Annotated in this window: 19 protein-coding genes; 11 read left to right on the forward strand and 8 right to left on the reverse strand. The window is 51.5% G+C overall.

What is annotated here, in order from left to right; all coding sequences use genetic code 11:
- From HY774_02540 to HY774_02560, 5 genes are all read right to left on the reverse strand, one after another.
- The gene (locus tag HY774_02540) at window positions 1–363 is read right to left on the reverse strand and encodes a DUF2752 domain-containing protein (protein ID MBI4747336.1); all 363 of its coding nucleotides are present in this window, start codon (window positions 361–363) and stop codon (window positions 1–3) included.
- 191 nt (window positions 364–554) lie between these two features.
- The gene (locus HY774_02545; GenBank protein ID MBI4747337.1) at window positions 555–1,148 is read right to left on the reverse strand and encodes a hypothetical protein; all 594 of its coding nucleotides are present in this window, start codon (window positions 1,146–1,148) and stop codon (window positions 555–557) included.
- Between the two features lie 242 nt (window positions 1,149–1,390).
- A complete protein-coding gene (gene nrdR / locus HY774_02550) occupies window positions 1,391–1,909 on the reverse strand; it encodes a transcriptional repressor NrdR (protein ID MBI4747338.1) in 519 nt (172 codons plus the stop codon).
- A 438-nt stretch (window positions 1,910–2,347) separates the two neighbouring features.
- Window positions 2,348–3,337: a lysophospholipid acyltransferase family protein gene (locus HY774_02555; protein ID MBI4747339.1), complete on the reverse strand. Its 990-nt coding sequence runs from the start codon at window positions 3,335–3,337 to the stop codon at window positions 2,348–2,350.
- A 78-nt stretch (window positions 3,338–3,415) separates the two neighbouring features.
- The gene (locus HY774_02560; protein ID MBI4747340.1) at window positions 3,416–4,402 is read right to left on the reverse strand and encodes an acetyl-CoA carboxylase carboxyltransferase subunit alpha; all 987 of its coding nucleotides are present in this window, start codon (window positions 4,400–4,402) and stop codon (window positions 3,416–3,418) included.
- 544 nt (window positions 4,403–4,946) lie between these two features.
- Here HY774_02560 and HY774_02565 point away from each other — a divergent pair.
- From HY774_02565 to hemL, 6 genes are all read left to right on the forward strand, one after another.
- A complete protein-coding gene (locus HY774_02565) occupies window positions 4,947–5,147 on the forward strand; it encodes a hypothetical protein (GenBank protein MBI4747341.1) in 201 nt (66 codons plus the stop codon).
- 87 nt (window positions 5,148–5,234) lie between these two features.
- Window positions 5,235–5,675 (forward strand): BrxA/BrxB family bacilliredoxin, encoded by a 441-nt coding sequence (locus HY774_02570; protein ID MBI4747342.1) that lies wholly within the window; start codon window positions 5,235–5,237, stop codon window positions 5,673–5,675.
- A gap of 354 nt (window positions 5,676–6,029) precedes the next feature.
- Window positions 6,030–6,803 (forward strand): (d)CMP kinase, encoded by a 774-nt coding sequence (locus tag HY774_02575; protein MBI4747343.1) that lies wholly within the window; start codon window positions 6,030–6,032, stop codon window positions 6,801–6,803.
- 351 nt (window positions 6,804–7,154) lie between these two features.
- Window positions 7,155–7,820, forward strand: a complete 666-nt coding sequence (locus HY774_02580) for a riboflavin synthase (GenBank protein MBI4747344.1) — start codon at window positions 7,155–7,157, stop codon at window positions 7,818–7,820.
- Window positions 7,821–8,011: 191 nt separating this feature from the next.
- Complete coding sequence (ribB, locus tag HY774_02585) at window positions 8,012–9,151, forward strand: 3,4-dihydroxy-2-butanone-4-phosphate synthase (protein ID MBI4747345.1); 1,140 nt, start codon at window positions 8,012–8,014, stop codon at window positions 9,149–9,151.
- A 155-nt stretch (window positions 9,152–9,306) separates the two neighbouring features.
- Window positions 9,307–10,596 carry a glutamate-1-semialdehyde 2,1-aminomutase gene (gene hemL / locus HY774_02590; GenBank protein ID MBI4747346.1) on the forward strand — a complete coding sequence of 430 codons (1,290 nt, stop codon included), beginning with the start codon at window positions 9,307–9,309 and terminating at the stop codon, window positions 10,594–10,596.
- Window positions 10,597–10,934: 338 nt separating this feature from the next.
- Here the strand turns inward: hemL and HY774_02595 are convergent, their stop codons facing one another.
- The 3 genes from HY774_02595 to HY774_02605 form a co-directional block, all read right to left on the reverse strand.
- A complete protein-coding gene (locus HY774_02595; GenBank protein MBI4747347.1) occupies window positions 10,935–11,072 on the reverse strand; it encodes a hypothetical protein in 138 nt (45 codons plus the stop codon).
- Between the two features lie 225 nt (window positions 11,073–11,297).
- Window positions 11,298–12,089, reverse strand: a complete 792-nt coding sequence (gene xth, locus HY774_02600) for an exodeoxyribonuclease III (protein ID MBI4747348.1) — start codon at window positions 12,087–12,089, stop codon at window positions 11,298–11,300.
- A 46-nt stretch (window positions 12,090–12,135) separates the two neighbouring features.
- The gene (locus tag HY774_02605; protein ID MBI4747349.1) at window positions 12,136–12,450 is read right to left on the reverse strand and encodes a hypothetical protein; all 315 of its coding nucleotides are present in this window, start codon (window positions 12,448–12,450) and stop codon (window positions 12,136–12,138) included.
- 696 nt (window positions 12,451–13,146) lie between these two features.
- Between HY774_02605 and HY774_02610 the strand changes: the two genes are divergently transcribed.
- The 5 genes from HY774_02610 (at window position 13,147) to thiD (ending at window position 19,366) form a co-directional block, all read left to right on the forward strand.
- The gene (locus HY774_02610; protein MBI4747350.1) at window positions 13,147–13,866 is read left to right on the forward strand and encodes a ribonuclease HII; all 720 of its coding nucleotides are present in this window, start codon (window positions 13,147–13,149) and stop codon (window positions 13,864–13,866) included.
- Between the two features lie 172 nt (window positions 13,867–14,038).
- Entirely contained in the window at window positions 14,039–17,350 is a 3,312-nt protein-coding gene (locus tag HY774_02615) for a tetratricopeptide repeat protein (protein ID MBI4747351.1), read from the forward strand.
- 81 nt (window positions 17,351–17,431) lie between these two features.
- Complete coding sequence (locus HY774_02620) at window positions 17,432–17,716, forward strand: hypothetical protein (GenBank protein ID MBI4747352.1); 285 nt, start codon at window positions 17,432–17,434, stop codon at window positions 17,714–17,716.
- A gap of 205 nt (window positions 17,717–17,921) precedes the next feature.
- Window positions 17,922–18,557, forward strand: coding sequence for a thiamine phosphate synthase (locus HY774_02625; GenBank protein MBI4747353.1), 636 nt, complete (start codon window positions 17,922–17,924; stop codon window positions 18,555–18,557).
- Window positions 18,554–19,366, forward strand: a complete 813-nt coding sequence (gene thiD / locus HY774_02630; GenBank protein MBI4747354.1) for a bifunctional hydroxymethylpyrimidine kinase/phosphomethylpyrimidine kinase — start codon at window positions 18,554–18,556, stop codon at window positions 19,364–19,366. The genes HY774_02625 and thiD overlap by 4 nt, the downstream gene beginning before the upstream one ends.
- The last annotated feature ends 25 nt before the right edge of the window (window positions 19,367–19,391 follow it).

The raw sequence follows: 19,391 nt of genomic DNA on the forward strand, positions 1-19,391 counted from the left end.
TTATGAATCAGTGACAACCTGTAACCTGAACCTGGTACGAACTAACCGACACAAGATGACTACACTTCCGACCATCCATACCCAACCTGCAGCGTACAAAATCGGCCCCCCACGATTCCACCGCACTGCCTCAGTCCAATGTCCGCTTGAGAGCGCGCAAAAACTACGGGTCATGCCACAGAAAAGGCAACCACTGCAGTGGGTTCGTGGCAACCAGGGATGCCCGCTGCTCAGCACGGTTTCATAAGATACAAACGACCCGGCCAGCGTCAAGGCCACCACCACGGTAAACACCAGGAACACCCATCGCAGGGCGTCCCACCAGTCTTTCAGCGTTGGCCAGGTACTTCTTGGGTTGGACATAAGGTAAGAATGAAGAAGTGGTTAGTGGTTAGTGGTTAGTGGCTGGTTCTTGGTTCTTGGTTCTTGGTTCTTGGTTCTTGGTTCTTGGTTCTTGGTTCTTCTTCGAAACTATTGATTTCTAACCACTAACCACTAACCACTAACCACTAACCACTAACCACTAACCACTAAATCTTTTCTTCATTTTTCATTCAAAAACAGCCGCCACCGAAGAACAGGCGAATCATTCCAATGACGAGTGCGGCCCCAGTTAATAAAATTCCAACCATGGCTTTGTTCCGGGCCTGGGGATTTTTTTCAGTAGCCAGTGGAATCAAACAGATCACCAGCGAGACCAGTCCGACTAAAATTGTGATCCAGTTCACCCATCCCAGACAGGGCACCAACCCAACGACCATCAACGAGGCGGTAATCACCCCGAGCACCATTCCGATCTGAGGCAGCTTCGTTGGGCTGGGAGCGGAGCCGAGGGGCATCGGTCCAGATGGGTAAACAAGGTTGGGCGCGGGTGGTGGTGTGTAGGGTGACGAACCGGTGGGATTGGTCGAATATGGAGATGACGGTGGGTAGGGAATTTGCTGGGTAGCAGCTTCGGTCCATCCAGACGATCCAGGTTGTGCCATTGGATCAGGTGGAAAAAAGGTACTTAATGGCATCCACTGTGAGGACTGGGAATACCGCCCCAGATCATTTGGAGAAAGCTCCCCTCGCCGCAACCTGTCGGCAATGTCAGCTTCATCAAACGGGCCAAGTTCCTGATTATCTTTGTAAATAAGGAGAGGCATTGAGGTTGAAGCTCCTTTGGAGATACGAGCGAAATAGAGCGAGTGGCGAGTAGCAAGTAGCGAGTCGTAAAACAACGATTCTTTATTATGACTCAGTATTCAAGGTTAAGCGCCCAAATTCAATCTGGATCAGGCAAAATTGCCTGGGTTCCAACCTGCTTCTCACAGTTTATGATTCGCGACGCAACTCTTCGAGTGTTCAATCGCTTTTTACTACGCGCGACTCGCTACTCACTGTTGATTCACGATTCACCTTTTTTGGTCTTCCGACTTGATTTGGCCGGTGAGGTTGTGGATTCGAGTGACGTCGGGTTTTTCATCAAGGATTTGAGTTCCTCCATAAACTCCGTGACATCTTTGAATTCAAGGTACACCGAAGCAAAGCGGACGTAGGCAACTTTGTCGAGTTCCTTGAGTCTGCGCATAATCATTTCCCCGATTTTTTCGGTTGATTGCTCCCGATCACGTGACTCCTGCACAAAGGTTTCAACTGCCACCACGATGCTTTCAAGCTTCGACATACTGATTGGTCGTTTTTCACAGGCCCGAAGCAAACCAGCCAGTACTTTCTGGCGGTCAAAAGGTTCACGGCGACCATCTTTTTTGACAACCATGTAGGGAATTTCATCAATTCGCTCATAAGACGTAAACCGCCGCTCGCACTTGAGGCATTCTCGACGACGGCGAATGACATCACCTTCACGGCTCTCGCGGGAATCAACAACTTTATCCTCCAGGTGTCCGCAAAATGGGCACTTCATAGTACAGAGATCCCTTTCTGTGCGGCAGGATCTGCCGACAAAGGAATGGCAGGAAGACCGCCGTCTGCCGGTTAATTTCGATCAATCGTGTTGTGGGTGGAAGGAACAGGGCTGGTGAGGAAAGTGTAATCGTGGAAGGACAGTTTGAACAGTTTTGATTTGGGGGCTGAAGAAACCAGGGCTCAGGGCTGAAGACATTGGGCTTGGGGCTGAAGAAACCAGGGCTCAGGGCTCAGGGATCAGGGCTCAGGGCTGAAGACATTGGGCTTGGGGCTTGGGGCTGAAGAAACCAGGGCTCAGGGCTGAAGACATTGGGCTTGGGGCTTGGGGCTTGGGACTGAAGAAAAAGGGTTAAATGCCTTAAGCCCGGCGTCTTCAGCCCTCAGCCCCAAGCCCTGGTTTTCTCAGCCCCAAGCCCTCAGCCCGACTTCTTCAGCCCTAATACAGACCTGGGTCGCCTTCAGGGCGGGTTTTCCAGCGGCGATGAATCCACAGCCATTGTTCAGGATGAGCCTGCACTTTCCGCTCAATGATTTTCATGAACCGGGCGGTGTTTTCTTCGATATCGTGTTTGGAATCACCGGTTTCGATCAACTCCACGGCTGGATCAAACTGCAGGCGATATCGTTTTTGATCAGCTTCCCAGATCAAAAACCCTGGGACGACAGGTGCGCCGGTACGCAAAGCCAACGTTGCCAGCATCGGAGTTGAACAGGCGGAAAGACCAAAAAAGTCACAAAAGACGCCCTGATTGCGGACCATATTTAAATCAGCCAGGACACCGACGGTTTCACGATTGCGCAAAGCGGTCAAAATAGCCCTGGCTGATCCATTTTTGTCAATGGTGTGGTTGCCGGAACAGGTCCGGTACCGATTGACCAGCGCTTCAATCAGCGGGTTGTCAATCCGGCGAACCAGAATGTTCATCGGATGCCCATACAGGGCATGTGAAAAAGCACTGAGTTCCCAGCTTCCAAAGTGACCGGTTAGAACCAGAACTCCTTTTCCGTGGGCCTGGGCCGACTGAAAATGCTCCAATCCATCATACACAACCAGGGATCGAACCATTTCAACGGTGAGTTTCGGAAGCTGGCTGAATTCGCCAAGCTGCCGGCCAAGACTGTGAAGGGACTGCTTGAGGATGGTCTTTCGTTCAGCAACGGTTTTTTCAGGGAAAGCGAGCTCCAGATTGCGCAATCCCACCCGATGTAATCGTGGAATACAGAAGAAAATAAACGCGGCCAGTTGCTCTCCGAAGAAGATCGCAGCCTGACGAGGCAGGCATGTCAGGCCCTTGAGAATTGTCCAGACAATTGCATATTGCACCCATTCAATCGTTGAAACTCTGGGAGCGGTTTTCGCTGGAGCTTTTTCGGATGGAAGTGATTTGGCGGTTAGATTGAGCTTGGCGTTTTCAACATCAATCATGGATGTGGAGTGCGGGGGTTTGACACCGCTGTGACACCGGGCGGGTTGACGGGGCCGAAGCCGGAACCCCCATTATGACTAGAGTTCGGTAAAGACCCCCATGCACCGGAATTTTTCATACCGCTTTTGCAACAGATCCTGGACAGAAAGGGGTTTGAGTTCGGCAAGCTGGCGTTCCAGACAGGGTTGAAGCAGTTTCGCTGTCCGCTGGTGATCGGTATGTGCCCCTTCCCCAGGCTCAGGAATCACTTCATCAATCAGATTGATGGCTTTGAGTTCCTGCGCCGTGATTTTCAGACTCGCCGCGGCCCGGTCAGCCTTGGCAGCATCTTTCCATAAAATCGCGGCACAACCTTCGGGAGTAATAACCGAATACACCGCATTTTCCAGCATGTTGACGCGGTCCCCAACTCCAATTGCCAGGGCGCCGCCAGAACCGCCTTCGCCAAGAACTGTGATGATGATCGGCACCGGCAACCGGGCCATCTCAATCAAATTGCGGGCAATTGCTTCGGCCTGACCGCGCTCTTCGGCATCAATCCCAGGATAGGCACCTGGGGTGTCAATCAAACTGAAAATCGGACGGCCAAACTTGGCGGCAAACTGCATCGCCCGGAGCGCTTTGCGATAGCCTTCAGGTTTGGGCATGCCAAAGTTGCGATACTTGCGGTCCTCCATCTTTCGCCCGGTCACATTGGCCTTCTGGTGGCCAACAACCAGTATCGGTTCACCCTGAAAACGGGCAAAGCCGCAGACCATGGCCGGATCATCCGCATATCGGCGATCACCATGCATTTCCTGAAAATCGGTAAAGAGTTCCTGAACCAGTTCCAGCGTATATGGACGTTCTGGATGACGGGCCAATCGAACCTTTTCAATCGGGGTCAATCCTGGGGGAGTTGCCGTCGCACTTCCCAAAATTTGTGTTTGAAGCGACTGGATGCGCTCCCGCAAAGTATCAAGTTCCTGCTCGTGTGACGGAGTCGTTGGATGAGAGGCCAGGTGAGCTGCCTGTTTTTCCAAATTTTGTAACTCAGCCAACAGTTGCGATTTCTGTGTAGCCATAGCAAAACATTCCCGCAGACAGTAATAATGCCCGGGATGGGTGAAATCCCCCTCCCGTTTCGCTGAAATTCGCGACGAGTTGCCCACTGGCACACCTCAGGGGTTCCCGTTGAACTGGTGTTTTTCAACCCACCAGGCCGAAGGAATGTCCTGAAACAACGTCAGAAGTGATGATGTGTAGCAGCGGATGTGGCCACCGGATGTACTCAGAAGCGAAGTATCTGATTGAGGTTGTGAGCAGGTGAGACTCTACGCCGCCTTGCCAGATGCGTCAATGCTTCTGTTCGACCGCTTCTGGCCAATCAATCTGATCCTCACTCAAAGGACTCCGATTCATTCGGCACAGACAGGCACAGGACGGGAGCTTGGGATGATCACCATTCAATCGGGCAAAAAGTTTTGGGTGGTTGCAATTCGAAAGGGCTTGGATTACATTTTGCCCACTTTCCAGGCAATTCAAGCCACTCCAGCCACCGAGAGCTGAACGGAACTCAAGTTACAACAGCAACATTATTCACATTTTATTGAGCGAGGTGTTTCGCATATGCCAAGAGGAAGTTGCCCTGAATGTGGGGCCGATGTTCACGTGAGTGAAGAGATTGATAAGGGAGAGTACACTGAGTGCGATGAATGTGGCGCCGAACTCGTCGTGGTTGGGCTCGATCCAGTTGAACTGGATTTGCGCGAAGACTATGAAGACGACGAAGACGACGACTACTATGATGATGACGACGAAGACGAATAAGGACTTGTCCCTGACTGTCCCTGTTCACGTTATCATTGATCAGGCTAAGCTTTTAGAAGAAGGAACCCTATGCTTTACGGATATGACATGGGAAAAGCAGTTCAGATGATGCGTGAAGAGTTAACTCATCACGGCGTTCGGGAGCTGCGAACCCCAGCCGAAGTTGATCAAGTCCTGTCTCCTCGTCAGGGCACCGTGCTGGTTGTTGTCAATTCAGTGTGTGGGTGTGCCGCCGGGGCCGCTCGGCCAGGCGTGGTTCAAGGACTGCAAACCGCAGCCGCACAGCCAGATCACGTGACAACCGTTTTTGCTGGCCAGGACCGCGAAGCTACGGAACGCGCCCGAACTTACTTTACCGGCTTTGCCCCATCATCTCCATCCGTCTGGCTTTTGAAGGATGGTGAAGTGGTGTTTAAGCTCGAACGCCACCAAATTGAACATCGCAGCGCACAGGCAATTGCCGCCGAAATTGTCAAAGGGCTCAACACGTATTGTGCTCCGGCCCAACAGGCGGTCAGCGGCGACTAACCAATCTGAGTGCCAGAACAGGTCAGGTGTGGCACAGGCTGGTGTTTGGTAAAGCTTTTATCTGGGGATCCAGATGAATCCAGTTCCCAGACGGAACTCACCTCCTTAAGCTGTTGATCAGTCAAGGCTTGAAGGCGGGCTCGTCCCCAGTACCTCGTAGTGGCGCGTGCGGTTTAAAAACACACTGGCCTGTGATTGCCCAGTATCAAGAAAAAACTGCTCCAAAAGGATTTGATCTCCCCTTTTCAACCAAAAGGGAGCGCACGTACCAATATCATTTCCCGCTGTTCGCCTGTTTGCCGTCACGCTCTGAGCAGACAGGCGATCTTTCTATGGCCCCACAATCTGCCAGTGATGGGAACATCAGGCAGCACAGAGGCCATCAGTCATGGAAAAGTGTCAAGTATCCCCCGTAATCACCTCGTGATTGCCATTGACGGCCCGGCTGGAGCCGGTAAAAGCACCGTCGGTAAAATGCTGGCGGCTCGGCTGGGCGCGCTCTATATTGATACTGGCGCGATGTATCGGGCAATTGCCTGGTTGGGATTGCAAGCCGGGGTGCTCCACCCAGGAGAACATACCATCCCGCTCACGCAATCCCAGGAACAGGCACTTACCAATCTGGCCAATACCACCCAGGTTCGATTAACTGGTGATCCGTTTCACTTGAGCGTCTGGGCAAATGATGAAGATGTCACGACAGCAATCCGAACCATTGAGGTAACCCGCTATGCCTCGGTCGGTTCAGCCGTTCCTGGAGTCCGAACGGCCATGGTGGCCCAACAACGGCACATGGGTGCAACCGGAAGTGTTGTCCTGGATGGACGGGATATCGGAACCTATGTCTTTCCCGACGCCAGTTTCAAATTCTTCCTGGATGCATCAGTCGAGATCCGAAGCCAGCGGCGGTATGCCGAATTACAAGCCAAAGGTGATCGCACTCCCCTGGATGTCATCCAGGCCGAAGTCATCGAGCGGGATCATCGAGATCGGACCCGAGCCATGGCGCCGCTTCTCCAGGCAGATGATGCCATCTACATTGATACATCTGGCTTACCACCGGAAAAAGTTGTGGAGTGGATGGTCACGGTTATTTCACAAGCACCATGGCCTCCCCCAGAACCATAAGCGCCAGGATAAGGGAACAGAGCCCGATCTGGACAAGGGGATACAAGCGGACAAGGGGACACGGAGAAAAAACATTCTCCCGCTCCCAACATCGGGTGGATAATCTCCTTGTCTCCTTGTTTCCCCAGCTCCTTGTCTCAAACAGGCTCCCATTTCCTTATCCTGGCGCTTATGTCCCCCAGAACTGGCAAGAGATGAAAGATAAAATCAATCCAAAGATTTCTCTTTCGCCCTCAGCCCTGAACCGGCACGACGTATTTCCCGCGCAACGGGGCTAAGCGGTGAGCACCGAGCGCCCCCCCTACTGGAAACAGCAATGCCGCAACCTTCCCCTGGTCCACACTCACCTTTATGTTCACGGGAATCATTGAAGAATTGGGAACGGTTCAACGGCTGGAGCGTCAGGCTTCAGGCGGCCAGGTTTTGATTGGCGCCAAACGGGTACTCGAAGCAAGCCATTGTGGCGACAGCATTGCCGTGAACGGTGTATGTTTAACGGTCACTGCCTTTGGTGACCAGTGGTTTACCGCCGACGTCTCGGCTGAAACGCTGGCCAAATCTAATCTAGGCTGGCTGGCACCAGGAAGTGTCGTCAACCTGGAACGAGCTCTGGCCCTTGGCCAGCGGCTTGGAGGGCACATCGTTCAGGGGCACATTGATGCCACCGGTACGTTCCTGAGCCGAAAATCCATGGGTAATTCAATGGTGATGCGATTTGGCTTCCCTTCGACGATTGGGCATTACCTCGCCCTCAAAGGCAGTATCGCGGTCAATGGCGTCAGTTTAACAGTGGCTGAATTGAGTGAGCAGTGGTTTGAGGTTGCGGTCATTCCGACGACACTCAACTGGACCAACTTACCGAAATTGCAGAGCGGGGATGTTGTCAACCTTGAAACGGATGTACTGGCAAAGTATCTGGAGCGGCTTTTGGATCGGAAACAATCCGGGAGTCCCTATGATGCAACCTCATCAGCATCGTCGTTGACGCTCGACCGGTTGCGAGAGCTTGGATTTTAACACCATTTAGGGTTTAGGGTTCGGGGTTTGGAAAAATGCAGTTTTTCCAATAATTTAACCTTCTCTCATTCGATAAAATGAGTACCAAACGGTGGCATTCCAACCACAAATCAGAAAAGAGGAGGGTGACCCTGAACCCCGAAATCCTGCTGAACCCCGAACCCTGAACCCCGAAACCCTAAAATGGAACTATGTCACCTTTTTCCACTATTGAAGCAGCGCTTGAAGATCTTCGAGATGGCAAGCTGATCATTATTGTTGACGATGAGGATCGTGAAAACGAAGGCGACCTGGCCTGTGCCGCCGAAAAAGTCACTCCAGAGTTGATCAATTTTATGGCGCGGCACGGACGCGGCCTGATCTGTCTGGCCCTGACCGAAGAGCGATGCGATGAACTCCAGTTGCCGCTTCAGGTTACCGACAACACCTCCCGGTTTGGCACGGCCTTTACCGTCACCATCGAAGCCCGACATGGGGTCACCACTGGAATTTCAGCCGCTGATCGTGCCACCACCATCCTGACCGCCATTGATCCACAGACCACGCCCAAGGATCTGGCTCGACCTGGCCATACCTTTCCCTTGCGTGCCCGGCGAGGTGGGGTGCTGGTCCGGCCAGGACAAACCGAGGCCAGTGTTGATCTGGCTCGATTGGCGGGACTCAAGCCAGCCGGAGTCATTTGTGAAATTCTCAACGACGATGGCACAATGGCCCGCCTTGCCCAACTTCAGAACTTTGCCCAGGAACATAAACTGAAAATAGTTTCCGTCGCGGACTTAATCCGCTATCGTCTAACGAACGAAGTTCTGGTCAAAAAGACCGCTGAAGCAACGATTGAAACTCCTTACGGATCTTTTCAAGCCTGTTCGTTCCGTAGTGAAGTCACCCACGAAGTTCATTTGGCGCTGGTGAAAGGCAATATTACCGCCCAGGACTCAGTGCTGGTTCGAGTTCACTCACAAACAGTTTTGGGAGATGTCTTTGAAGATACCCAGGATCCAGCCGGCAGTTGGCTCCGGTCAGCGCTCAAACACATCGCGGAAGAAGGGTGCGGGGTTTTATTGTATTTGCGGCAAAGCGATGGCGGTGAACATCTTGAAAAGCACCTGCGCGCTCACCGGGAAGCTCAGCCTGGACAGCCAGTCAACTTCTCTCATGGCAACAGCAGTGATTATGGAATTGGTGCCCAGATCCTGCGCGCATTGGGCCTTCATAAGATTCGAGTACTCACAAACCATCCAATGCGGTTGACAGCCATTGAGGGATTTGGATTAACATTTGTCGAAGCGGTACCGATTCATCCCTCTCACGAAATACCAGTTCAACGGTAAAGCCCTTTGCTGGCTGTAAGTTACAGGTTTATCCCCCCTGAACCAGCCTGTCTTGACAAAACACTGCACCGGGTGAAGCCAACCAAAAACTTGCCCCGAACCGACAAAAATACACAATTTGGGATCCAGCAACTAAGGAGTTTTACATGGCACAGATCGACACAAGTCGTTCAGAAAAGCTTTTTCAGCGTGCACAGACAGTCATTCCGGGCGGAGTTAATAGTCCAGTGCGAGCATTCCGAGGTGTGGGTGGGACACCGTTGTTTATTCGCTCGGCCCAGGGTCCATATTTGACTGATGTTGATGGCCGGCGATTTGTGGATTACATCGGCTCCTGGGGACCGATGATCCTTGGCCATGCCCATCCAGAAGTCCTTGAAGCCCTGCGAAAAGCCCTGGAACGCGGTACGTCCTATGGAGCGCCGACTGAAATTGAAGTCGAAATGGCGGAGTTGATTTGTTCGATGATACCGTCAATTGAAAAGGTTCGGATGGTTAGCTCCGGTACCGAAGCCACAATGAGTGCGATTCGCTTAGCTCGCGGGTACACCGGACGCAACAAACTGGTCAAATTTATTGGGTGCTATCACGGACATGGCGACCCGCTCCTCGTCAAAGCTGGTTCTGGAGTTGCAACCCTGGGATTGCCTGACAGCCTCGGCGTTCCACCAGAAACGGCGCAACATACAATCGCTGTTCCGTTTAATGACCTGGATACACTTCGTCAGGTATTTGAAACCTGGTCCAACGATATTGCCTGTGTCATTGTGGAGCCAGTCGTCGGGAATATGGGGTGTGTGGCCCCACAACCTGGCTACCTGGAGGGCTTGGGGGAATTGACCCAAACCTATGGCGCCGTGCTGATTTTTGATGAAGTCATGACTGGATTCCGGCTGGCACACGGTGGAGCACAGGAGCGGTATGGAATTAAGCCGGATCTGACCACCTTAGGCAAAATCATGGGCGGTGGGCTGCCAGCCGCAGCCTATGGTGGAAAAAGAGAGATTATGGATTGTGTTGCTCCGCTAGGCCCGGTGTATCAGGCCGGAACACTCTCAGGCAACCCTCTGGCAATGACGGCAGGACTGACCACGCTCAAACTCCTGCAGCAACCAGGTGTCTATGACAATCTGGAACGGCTCTCAAACAAGCTGGTCCAGGGCCTACGTCACGCTGCCGATAAAGCTGGGTTTAAAACCGTAATTAACTCGGTTGGGTCTATGTTTACGCTGTTTTTTACGTCAACACCGGTCACGGACTGGGAGACAGCCAAAACCAGCGATACCCAACTATTTGCCAAATTCTTCCATGCGATGCTGGCTGAAGGAGTCTATTTCCCTCCCTCGCAATTTGAAGCCGCCTTTTTTGGTTTGGCGCACACCAACGAAATTATTGACTCGACAATTGCCGCTTCCGAACGAGCATTTGGGAAAATGAGAAACTAGAACGAACCAGGGCTGAAAAAACCAGGGCTGAGGGCTGAAGACTCGAAGACTCGGAGCTGAAGAAAACGGGTTTAATACCCTGAGCCCGATGTCTTCCGCCCTGGTTTTTTCAGCCCGACTTCTTCAGCCCCAAGCCCTTAGTACAAGTCCCCATAAAAGAGGGGTGAAATTCGACTGCTCGCTGGGGAAAAATTGGTTTTCGCCCGGATGGGCGGTGGACAGTAGCCGGTGGCAAGTGTCGCTTTGGACACGCGGCCACCGGACAGAGTCGCCCGTAAGGTTTGCGCCCGGATGGGCGCTGGAGGTGTGGTTAGGTTACGTTTCCTGTTGAGTTTCAGTCACTTGCTCACGATTCTGGTTCCAGCGCCCATCCGGGCGCGAAGCGGAGGCTGACCGATGACCGGAGGGTGCGCCGCAAAGCCGGCTGCCCTCCGGCTACTTTCCACCGCCCATCCGGGCGAAAACCGAAATTCCATCCCTTATTTATGGGGACTTGTACTTAGGGACCCAGAAGAAAATAAAATCCCACTGAAATCGGGTTCAGGGTTCAGGGTTCAGGGTTTCGGCGATGAGTTGACTGATCCCACTCAAGATGAAGACTGGGGAACTGGCGGGTACCACGCAACGTGGAGTATCTGGCACCCTGGTGGTATGATATTTCCATCCGACTCCCTTAGCCCTGGTTTTTTTCAGCCCGACACTTATTCTCGATTGAACCCAACTACCACGGGTACATGGTCTGAAGGCTTATCTTTCCCCCGCTCATCCCGATCAATCCGCGTCAGGGCACACTGTTCCACCAGTGGTTGGGTAACCCAGACGTGATCAATCCGCCAGCCACGGTTGCGTGGGAAAGCCGTCGTTCGATAATCCCACCAGGTATAAAGTTCTGGCTGATCAGGATGTTGCTGCCGCACCAGGTCAACCAATCCCCAGGTTTCCCACCGTTTCAGAAAAGCATGTTCCCGCGAATGAAACATAACCGATTCGCGATACTTGTCTGGTTCAAATAGATCCAGGTCACCTGGAGCAATATTGAAATCGCCACATACCAAAAGCGGCGTTTGCGGCGTGTAGGTGGTGGTGAGGTATGTCTCTAACTGCTCTAAAAATTGCATTTTATAATTAAATTTTGGATCTTTGGGTGATTCGCCACCATTTGGAATGTACACATTCACCAGGCGGATTCCCTCAAAGGTGGCAGCCAGTAGACGTCGCTGAGCATCGGCTGGCTCATTGGGGAACCCTCGCTGCACATCCTCAGGTTCATCAAGGGAAAGCATTGCCACACCGTTGTATGATTTTTGCCCATAATAGGTTGCGGTATAACCAGCTTCTTCAAATGGGTCAACCGGAAATTCAGCATCTTGCACTTTGGTTTCCTGTAAACACAATACATCTGGCGAATGCACCCGCAACCAGTCAATCACGTGTGTTAAACGCGAACGAATTGAATTTACATTCCAGGTGGCAATGGTAAAGGGCTTTGTCATTTTATTTTCTCCAGTGACATAAGTCCGCGATGGACAGAATTTGAATTTATACCAGTTTGTAGTCAGGAGTCATTAGTTCACTAACTTCAATTGATTGAATTACTTGACTATTTTCTAATACGATCACTTCATTCCAAAATGGTATTATTTCTTTTCGTTTTTGAGGAACTTCACCGCTCAGGTCCGAAAGCGTAAACTGAACTGTTTTGCCGGGAACGGTATGCGCGAAATACGCGGCTGGTTGTCTCAGACGAAGGGCTGGAGGTAAGAACCACCTGAATTCAAATGGTTTATCATTCCTTAGCCCCAAGCCCTTTAAAGAAAATCCCCCAACCGTTCCGTGAAAATCTGAAGCTGGCATATGACTTGCACGCGCAGTTGACGCCGAGGTTTCCCGCGAAAGCTCCGGCTCAACCCATCTCAAGGCGGCTCATCCCAGGGTGACCGCCTTGAAACCTCAACTGGAACTGGTGCCTATGCTGATTGCTCAATCCAGATTTTGCTTTGCGTGCGGAACTTTGATTCAAAAACAACCACTCCAACCCAGATTTGGGGTACATCACCTTTTCCGTTGGCGTACCTGTGAAAATTGCGGGGTATCTCTTTCATTTTCCTTCTGGTATCCTTGGTTCGTTGGAGGCTGGGTAGGTTTTCTTGTTGGACTCGGAATCGTGCTCTGGCAAAACTCAACACCTCAGCCGTTGCAGTTTCCACGATTGACAGCCGGTTTGGTTGATCAGACCTTACCCCCATCAACCGCTAACTCCGCCACGGAAATCCCCCACGACCCCACCCATCATTCTCAACCCGCAGATGAGTCTCATGTTTGTGGAGCGAAAACCAAAAGCGGTAGACCCTGCCGTCGCAAAGTCAGAGGCGCCCAAGGCTATTGCTGGCAGCATCGGAAGTCAACAGACCTGTTCCAGCACTGATGAGGGAAGAGCGTTGGCAGGACTTGAGGTCTGGAAAGTAACTGGGATGAGTTTACGGCAATTGGTTAAAGAGGACCAACCGCATCATAAACCGAGGCGGGTAATTTTGAATCTGGATGGCAGATATGTATCAGAAGAAACTATTTGAATCTGAAGAAGCCATCACCCTTCAATCACCACCTGAATCCCCTGGGATCCAGGAAACGTGCACAACCCGTTTGGAACAGGCCATTTGGGCACGAGGGTACAAAAGTCTGGCCGGAGTAGATGAAGTTGGTCGCGGTGCCTGGGCAGGTCCAGTGATTACAGCCGCAGTGATCCTGGACCCAGAACAGATTCCAGCCGGGCTCAATGATTCAAAAAAACTGTCGGCAGCCCAACGTTTGAATCTGGCTGAGCTTGTCAAAGAGTCGGCACGTGGGCTGGCTTTTGGGACTCAATCAGCCGCTGAAATTGACACTTACAATATCCTTGAAGCAACACGCCGGGCAATGATGCTGGCCATTGAGGAGCTTATCCCTGGGCCTGACTTTCTTCTCATTGATGCCGTACACCTTCCGAAGGTAAAGATTCCAGCCCGGTCAATTATTCGTGGTGATGCCCAATCGGTCTCCATTGCGGCGGCTTCGATTGTGGCAAAAGTATATCGCGACCAGTTGATGACGGCTTATGATACAGAGTTTCCGGGTTATGGATTTGCACGACACAAGGGATATGGGACAGCCGAGCATCAGGTAGCACTGGACAAACTGGGGCCCAGCTTGATTCATCGTTTAAGTTTTCGCGGGGTGGTAAAAAAAGAAGCCAATTTCGGATTATTATCGCCCGTTTCACCATCCTTTTGAAATCCAACTCAATGCGATTGGATTTCCGCTAACTGCTTTATAGAGTGTAATTTCCCAAGAGTTTTCATACTGGTGGCGCGGTTGACAATGCCCTACCAGTATGCTAGCTTGCCATTCCGGTCTTCGACCTCCACCTCGACCATCTCTGTCCCACTGCTGCGGGAGAAGCGCCATGTCCTTTAGCAAAGCTAACGATTTAAAAAGAGCCGAAAAACTCGTTCAGCAAGGGAAAATTGCGGCTGCAATTAAAGAATACAGCAATCTGGTTGCCGCCAACCCCAGTGACATTATGTTGCTCAATACGCTGGGCGATCTGTGTGTTCGCGACGGGCGGATTGATGAGGCTATTCTTTACTTTACCAAGATTGGCGAAAACTACAGTAAAAATGGCTTTACCCTTAAAGCCATCGCCATGTACAAGAAAATCTACAAACTGGCACCCAATAACCCTGAAATTGCTTATAAATTGGCCGAACTGTACGCCAAGCAAGGGTTAATTGTTGATGCCCGCAAACAGTACATGGAAGTGGCTGATGCCTATACCCGGGCTGGCCGTACGCAGCAGGCGCTCGATGTCCTTCGTAAAATCGCTGATTTAGACCCTGACAATGTGTCGGTTCGCCTCAAGCTGGCTGAGCGATACCAAAGCGAACGCATGAACGATAAAGCCCACGAAGCCTACATTGCGGCTGGGGCCCAACTGCAACGCAAAGGGAATCTGGAAGAAAGCCAGCAATGTTATATGAAGGCGCTGGGGGTTGACCCATCGAGTAAACCGGCGCTCAGCTCTCTGGCCAATATTTTCATCCAGTTAGGTGACCCGCAACGGGCGATTTCAATGCTGAATCGGGTGATTGACAACAACCCAAATGATCCCGATCTGGTCACATTGATGGGCCGCACTTATTTAAGTGCGGAAATGCTCGATGATGCCGAAAAGGCATTTCTCAGGCTTCATGATATTGATAAGACACGATTTGAGTACTTGCTTCAACTCGGCAGGAAATTTGCTGACCAGGGTCAGTTCAACCGGGCGGTAGACACGGTTACCGCCTGCATTGACACCGTTATTACCCGACGTCAGGAATCAAAAGCAATTGATTTGCTGGATGCCATCATTGAACTCGACCCGTATCACATTCCAACCTATCGGTGCTTGAAAACGATTTACACCCGCATGGGTGAGGACAATAACCTCAGTAATGCCCTCAATGGGTTGGTTGAAGCCGCACTGCATCATCAAGAGCGGGAAACAGCCGGTGAGGCGTTGCGCCAACTGGTTGAACTTGAGCCAAATGATTCGTCCCATCGGAGACGGCTCGAATCGCTCGGGCTCAGCACGGCAGTCAAACCGACTCTGGTGGACCGCGATTCACCAGCAGCCAGCTCACTCACACCCAAACTGGGTCCTGGCATTGGAAGCACGGCTGATTTCAAATTTGGCACCGACCTGTACCCGGATAGCAATCAAAGCTTCACCGGACTGACATCGGGAACCGGATTTACCTCAGGCACCGGCTTTTCCGCTGATTCAGGGTTTTCACCAGAACCACCAGCTCAGGGATTTGGGGGATTTGGAGCACCACCACCTCCGACTTTTCCAACTCAGGAAGGACCAACCGGATTTACTGGCTTTGTCTCAGGAAGTCAGTTCTCAACACCTGATCGGAACGTGGGAAGTCCGAATTTCTTTGCGACTATTCCGCCACCAATTTCTGCCGGACCAGATATTCAAAAGTTACTGATGGATGCTGACCGGTATGCCAGCCGTGGGTATGCTGATCGGGCAGCCGAGATTTTGAGGGAAGTCACTTCACTCGATCCACATCACCTCGAAGCCCGGCTCAAACTCAAGGACATCTATCTCAGCGGCGGATTAAACACCGAGGCGGCGGAGCAATGTCTGGCCTTAGCGCATATTTATGATGCGGCTGGTGATTCAGCCAAGGCTCAAAAAATGCTGACCGAGGCATTTTCACTGAATCCCAATGCCACCCCAGGAACACCTCAGCCACCAGTCACGGTCAAGGCCCCAGAAGATGCGATTGAAATTGATATCAGTGGCGGCTTTGACGGAGGCATTAGCGGCAGCTTTAATTCCTATGCTCAGCCATCACCACCACCGCCACCACCACCGGTCTTTGAGGATCATTTTTATTCTGGGGCACCACACCATGTAGCTCCACCGCCAGGCGATCTGAGTTTTGCCCCGTTGACGGATACCTCGCACATTCAAGATACCCTGCGTGAGGAACTGGAAGGTGTGGACTTTTATCTGAGCCAGGGATTCACCGACTTAGCCGCTGACACGCTAAATCGTCTCAACGCACAATTCCCAAATCATCCCGAAATTCAGTCCCGGATGGCGAAACTGGCCCCACCGCCGATTGTGGGCTTACCACCAGCGCCACCATCTTTCGATTTTTCAACCGCCATGGGGTCTCCAGGACCATCGGCTTTTGCTCCGCCACCGTCTCCAGAATATGATTTTGGTGGACCAGGTGGATTTGGAGCACCACCAATTCCAGCCGGGCCAGTTCCTGGTCCCTCTCCATTTTCAAACGCCCCAGGTTCAGGTGGATTTATGCCTGGGGGCTCATACCCAGGCGAAATGCCACCAGCAGCTCCGATAAGTGCATTTCAGCCCCCAGTTGCACCTCCACCCGTGGAGTTCCGGCCTCCAGCCGCACCTCCACCAATCGAGTTTCAGCCTCCGCCGGCTGGAGCGAACTTGTTCGGGTCGCCATCCGCCCCTGTGCCACCACCAGCCTACGACCTGACACCGCCGCCACCGCCACCGTCAGCCTATGACATGAGTTCGGCAATGATGGCTGGTCCGCCTTCGGTTGACTCATTAATTGAAAGCCTCATCACTGACATTGGTGACAGTCTGGATGGAATTGACGATTTGGAAATGGTCAATCGGGTTACGGGCGCACACCAAACGGCACCGCCGCCGCCGCCACCGGCTTCACTGGCAGCACCAGCATCAGTGGATCAAGGATTGTTTAGGGGGCTTGAGGAGTCTGGACTTCAAGATATTTTTGATGAATTCAAAAATAGTATCGAACAAGAAGAAGCCGAGGAAGTTCCTGACTTTGAAACCCATTACAACCTTGGGCTGGCCTATAAAGATATGGAACTCTTTGACGAAGCGGTTGAAGAATTTCAAACGGCGATCAAGGCAACGGATCCGCACGCTCCTGACGGGCACTATTTCCAATCCTGCAACATGCTTGGGCTGTGTTTTATGAGCAAAGCAATGTACCCGCCAGCCGCAGTCTGGTTTAAGCGTGGGTTAGACGCTCCGGGTCGAAGTGAGGACGAGTATCAAGCCATGCGCTTTGATCTTGGGTTAGCTCACGAAATGCAAGGAAAACTGGAAAGTGCGCTTGAGTTATTTGAAATTGTGTATGCCATCGACATCAACTATCGTGATGTTGGAGAGAAAATTAAGGAAATTAAAGAAAAGCTTCGAAAATAGCAGGGTCGAAGCTTTCAAACAGGTACTGCCAGACCTGGCTTCCATCTGTGAACTCCCTGCCATTGCGTTGATCAATTACCTGTGTCTGCCAAGCTCACTGTTGTTTTTTATATTCTCATTTGTTTTGAAATCGGGGCGTTGTTGATCATCCTTCCCTGGTCTTCCTACTGGAATGAGAACTTTTTTTTGTTTTACCTCACCAGCTACTTCCACTCTGACATATTCCTCCAATTTATGCAGAGTGGATATGTGCGTGGCGCCGTCACCGGACTGGGCATTATCAATGTGGTGATGGGGTTCCTAGAAATCCTGCACTTTCGCCAAACGGTTGATACTATCCTGCAATCGGCTCCAGCCAAGAAATAACAGGCTGTCTCAACCCATCGCACACTTTTTGACTCAAATGGCATCCTGCCGTCCCTGATTCGATCCAGGCTGCTGGAAATACAGGGATTTTTGTTCTCCCCACATTCATTCCCAGATTGTTCTCCCACCAAGCAATGGTCATATGTCCGAGGCCCTTCATTGCAGAATTTGAAGTTGCAAGCCGCTGCCTGAAACCCAAATCATTATGCAGATTTATCTCATCTCTGACCGCCGGGCATTATTTGCACCAACAGAATCTTTTTCAGAAGACCAGGCAAGAAAACGATTACTCAGGCTGGGAGAATTAGCAGCACTCATGCAGGTGGATTATTTTCAGTTACGAGAGAAAGATCTTTCTCCTCGAACCTGCTTTGAGGTGGCTCAAGAACTGGCCGCGCTTTTTCACAATACCTCCACCCGTTTGCTGGTCAATGATCGAGTTGATATTGCCTTAGCGGCTGGCGCTCAGGGTGTTCACCTGACGTCAATCTCTCTCTTGCCAGCCCATATTCGCCCCTGGGCTACCGCAAATTTGACAATTGGCATCTCAACCCACACCCAGGAAGAACTACACCGCACGTCACCAGGCGCCACGTTTGCCGTGTGCGGGCCAGTATTTGAAACTCCAGGAAAACCTCGGCTTGGGCTAGAGCCATTGAAACAAATCATTCATACTTCCCCTGTACCGGTATTTGCGTTGGGGGGAATAACCGTGGACAATGCGGTTGAGATCAAACAAACTGGAGCGGTTGGTGTCGCGGGGATCCGGCTTTTTGCCCAGGCCGCATTTCAAGGGGACACTGAATTCGGTGATCTTATTTCTCATTTAAAGGCGCTATGAAAACTATCTTATCAATTGCAGGACTTGACCCTGCCGGGGGGGCTGGACTTCTTGCAGATCTCAAAACAATTGGTGCTCACGGACACCATGGCGTGGGTGTTTTAACAGCGGCCACTGCCCAAAATACGGCTGGCGTCAAAAGTTTTTACCCGCTCACACCCGAAGCAGTGGTAGCCCAACTTGATGCCCTTCACGAAGATATGGTGATGGCTGGTGTCAAAACCGGCATGCTTGGAACTGGACCGATTGCTGAGGCAATTGCTGGCTGGTTTCATCAACACTGGACAAGCCCTCTGGTGGTGGACCCAGTGCTCGTTGCGAGCAGTGGTCACCTTTTATTTGATCTTGAAGCGATAGATGTCATTCGTAAAAGGCTTCTTCCGCTGGCAACGGTGATTACTCCAAATCTCCCTGAAGCTGCCACACTCACCGGACGGACAGTTGAAACACTGTCTCAGATGGAGGATGCTGCCCGTGAACTGTATACCTTTGGTCCTCGATATGTCCTGATGAAGGGCGGTCACCTGACCAACGAAGCCATGGATATTCTCTTTGATGGAGAGCAATTTCATTATTTTCCGGGGACTCGACTCGAAGTCTACACCCATGGCACTGGATGTACATTATCTGCAGCCCTGGCATCACTTCTTGGAAGTGGGTTTACCATTGTCGAAGCTGTTAAACGGGCGAAAGCTTATGTTCGCTTTGCCATGCAACACACTCTCAAAGTAGGCAAAGGAAAAGACTTATTAGGGCATCTTCCTTTGGATTTGCTCCGTGAACATAACACTAATATTACCTCTGATTGATCACTCAATCGAAAGCACTTCTGTA

This window comes from Acidobacteriota bacterium, from assembly GCA_016208495.1.
Taxonomy (GTDB): Bacteria; Acidobacteriota; Blastocatellia; order Chloracidobacteriales; family Chloracidobacteriaceae; genus JACQXX01.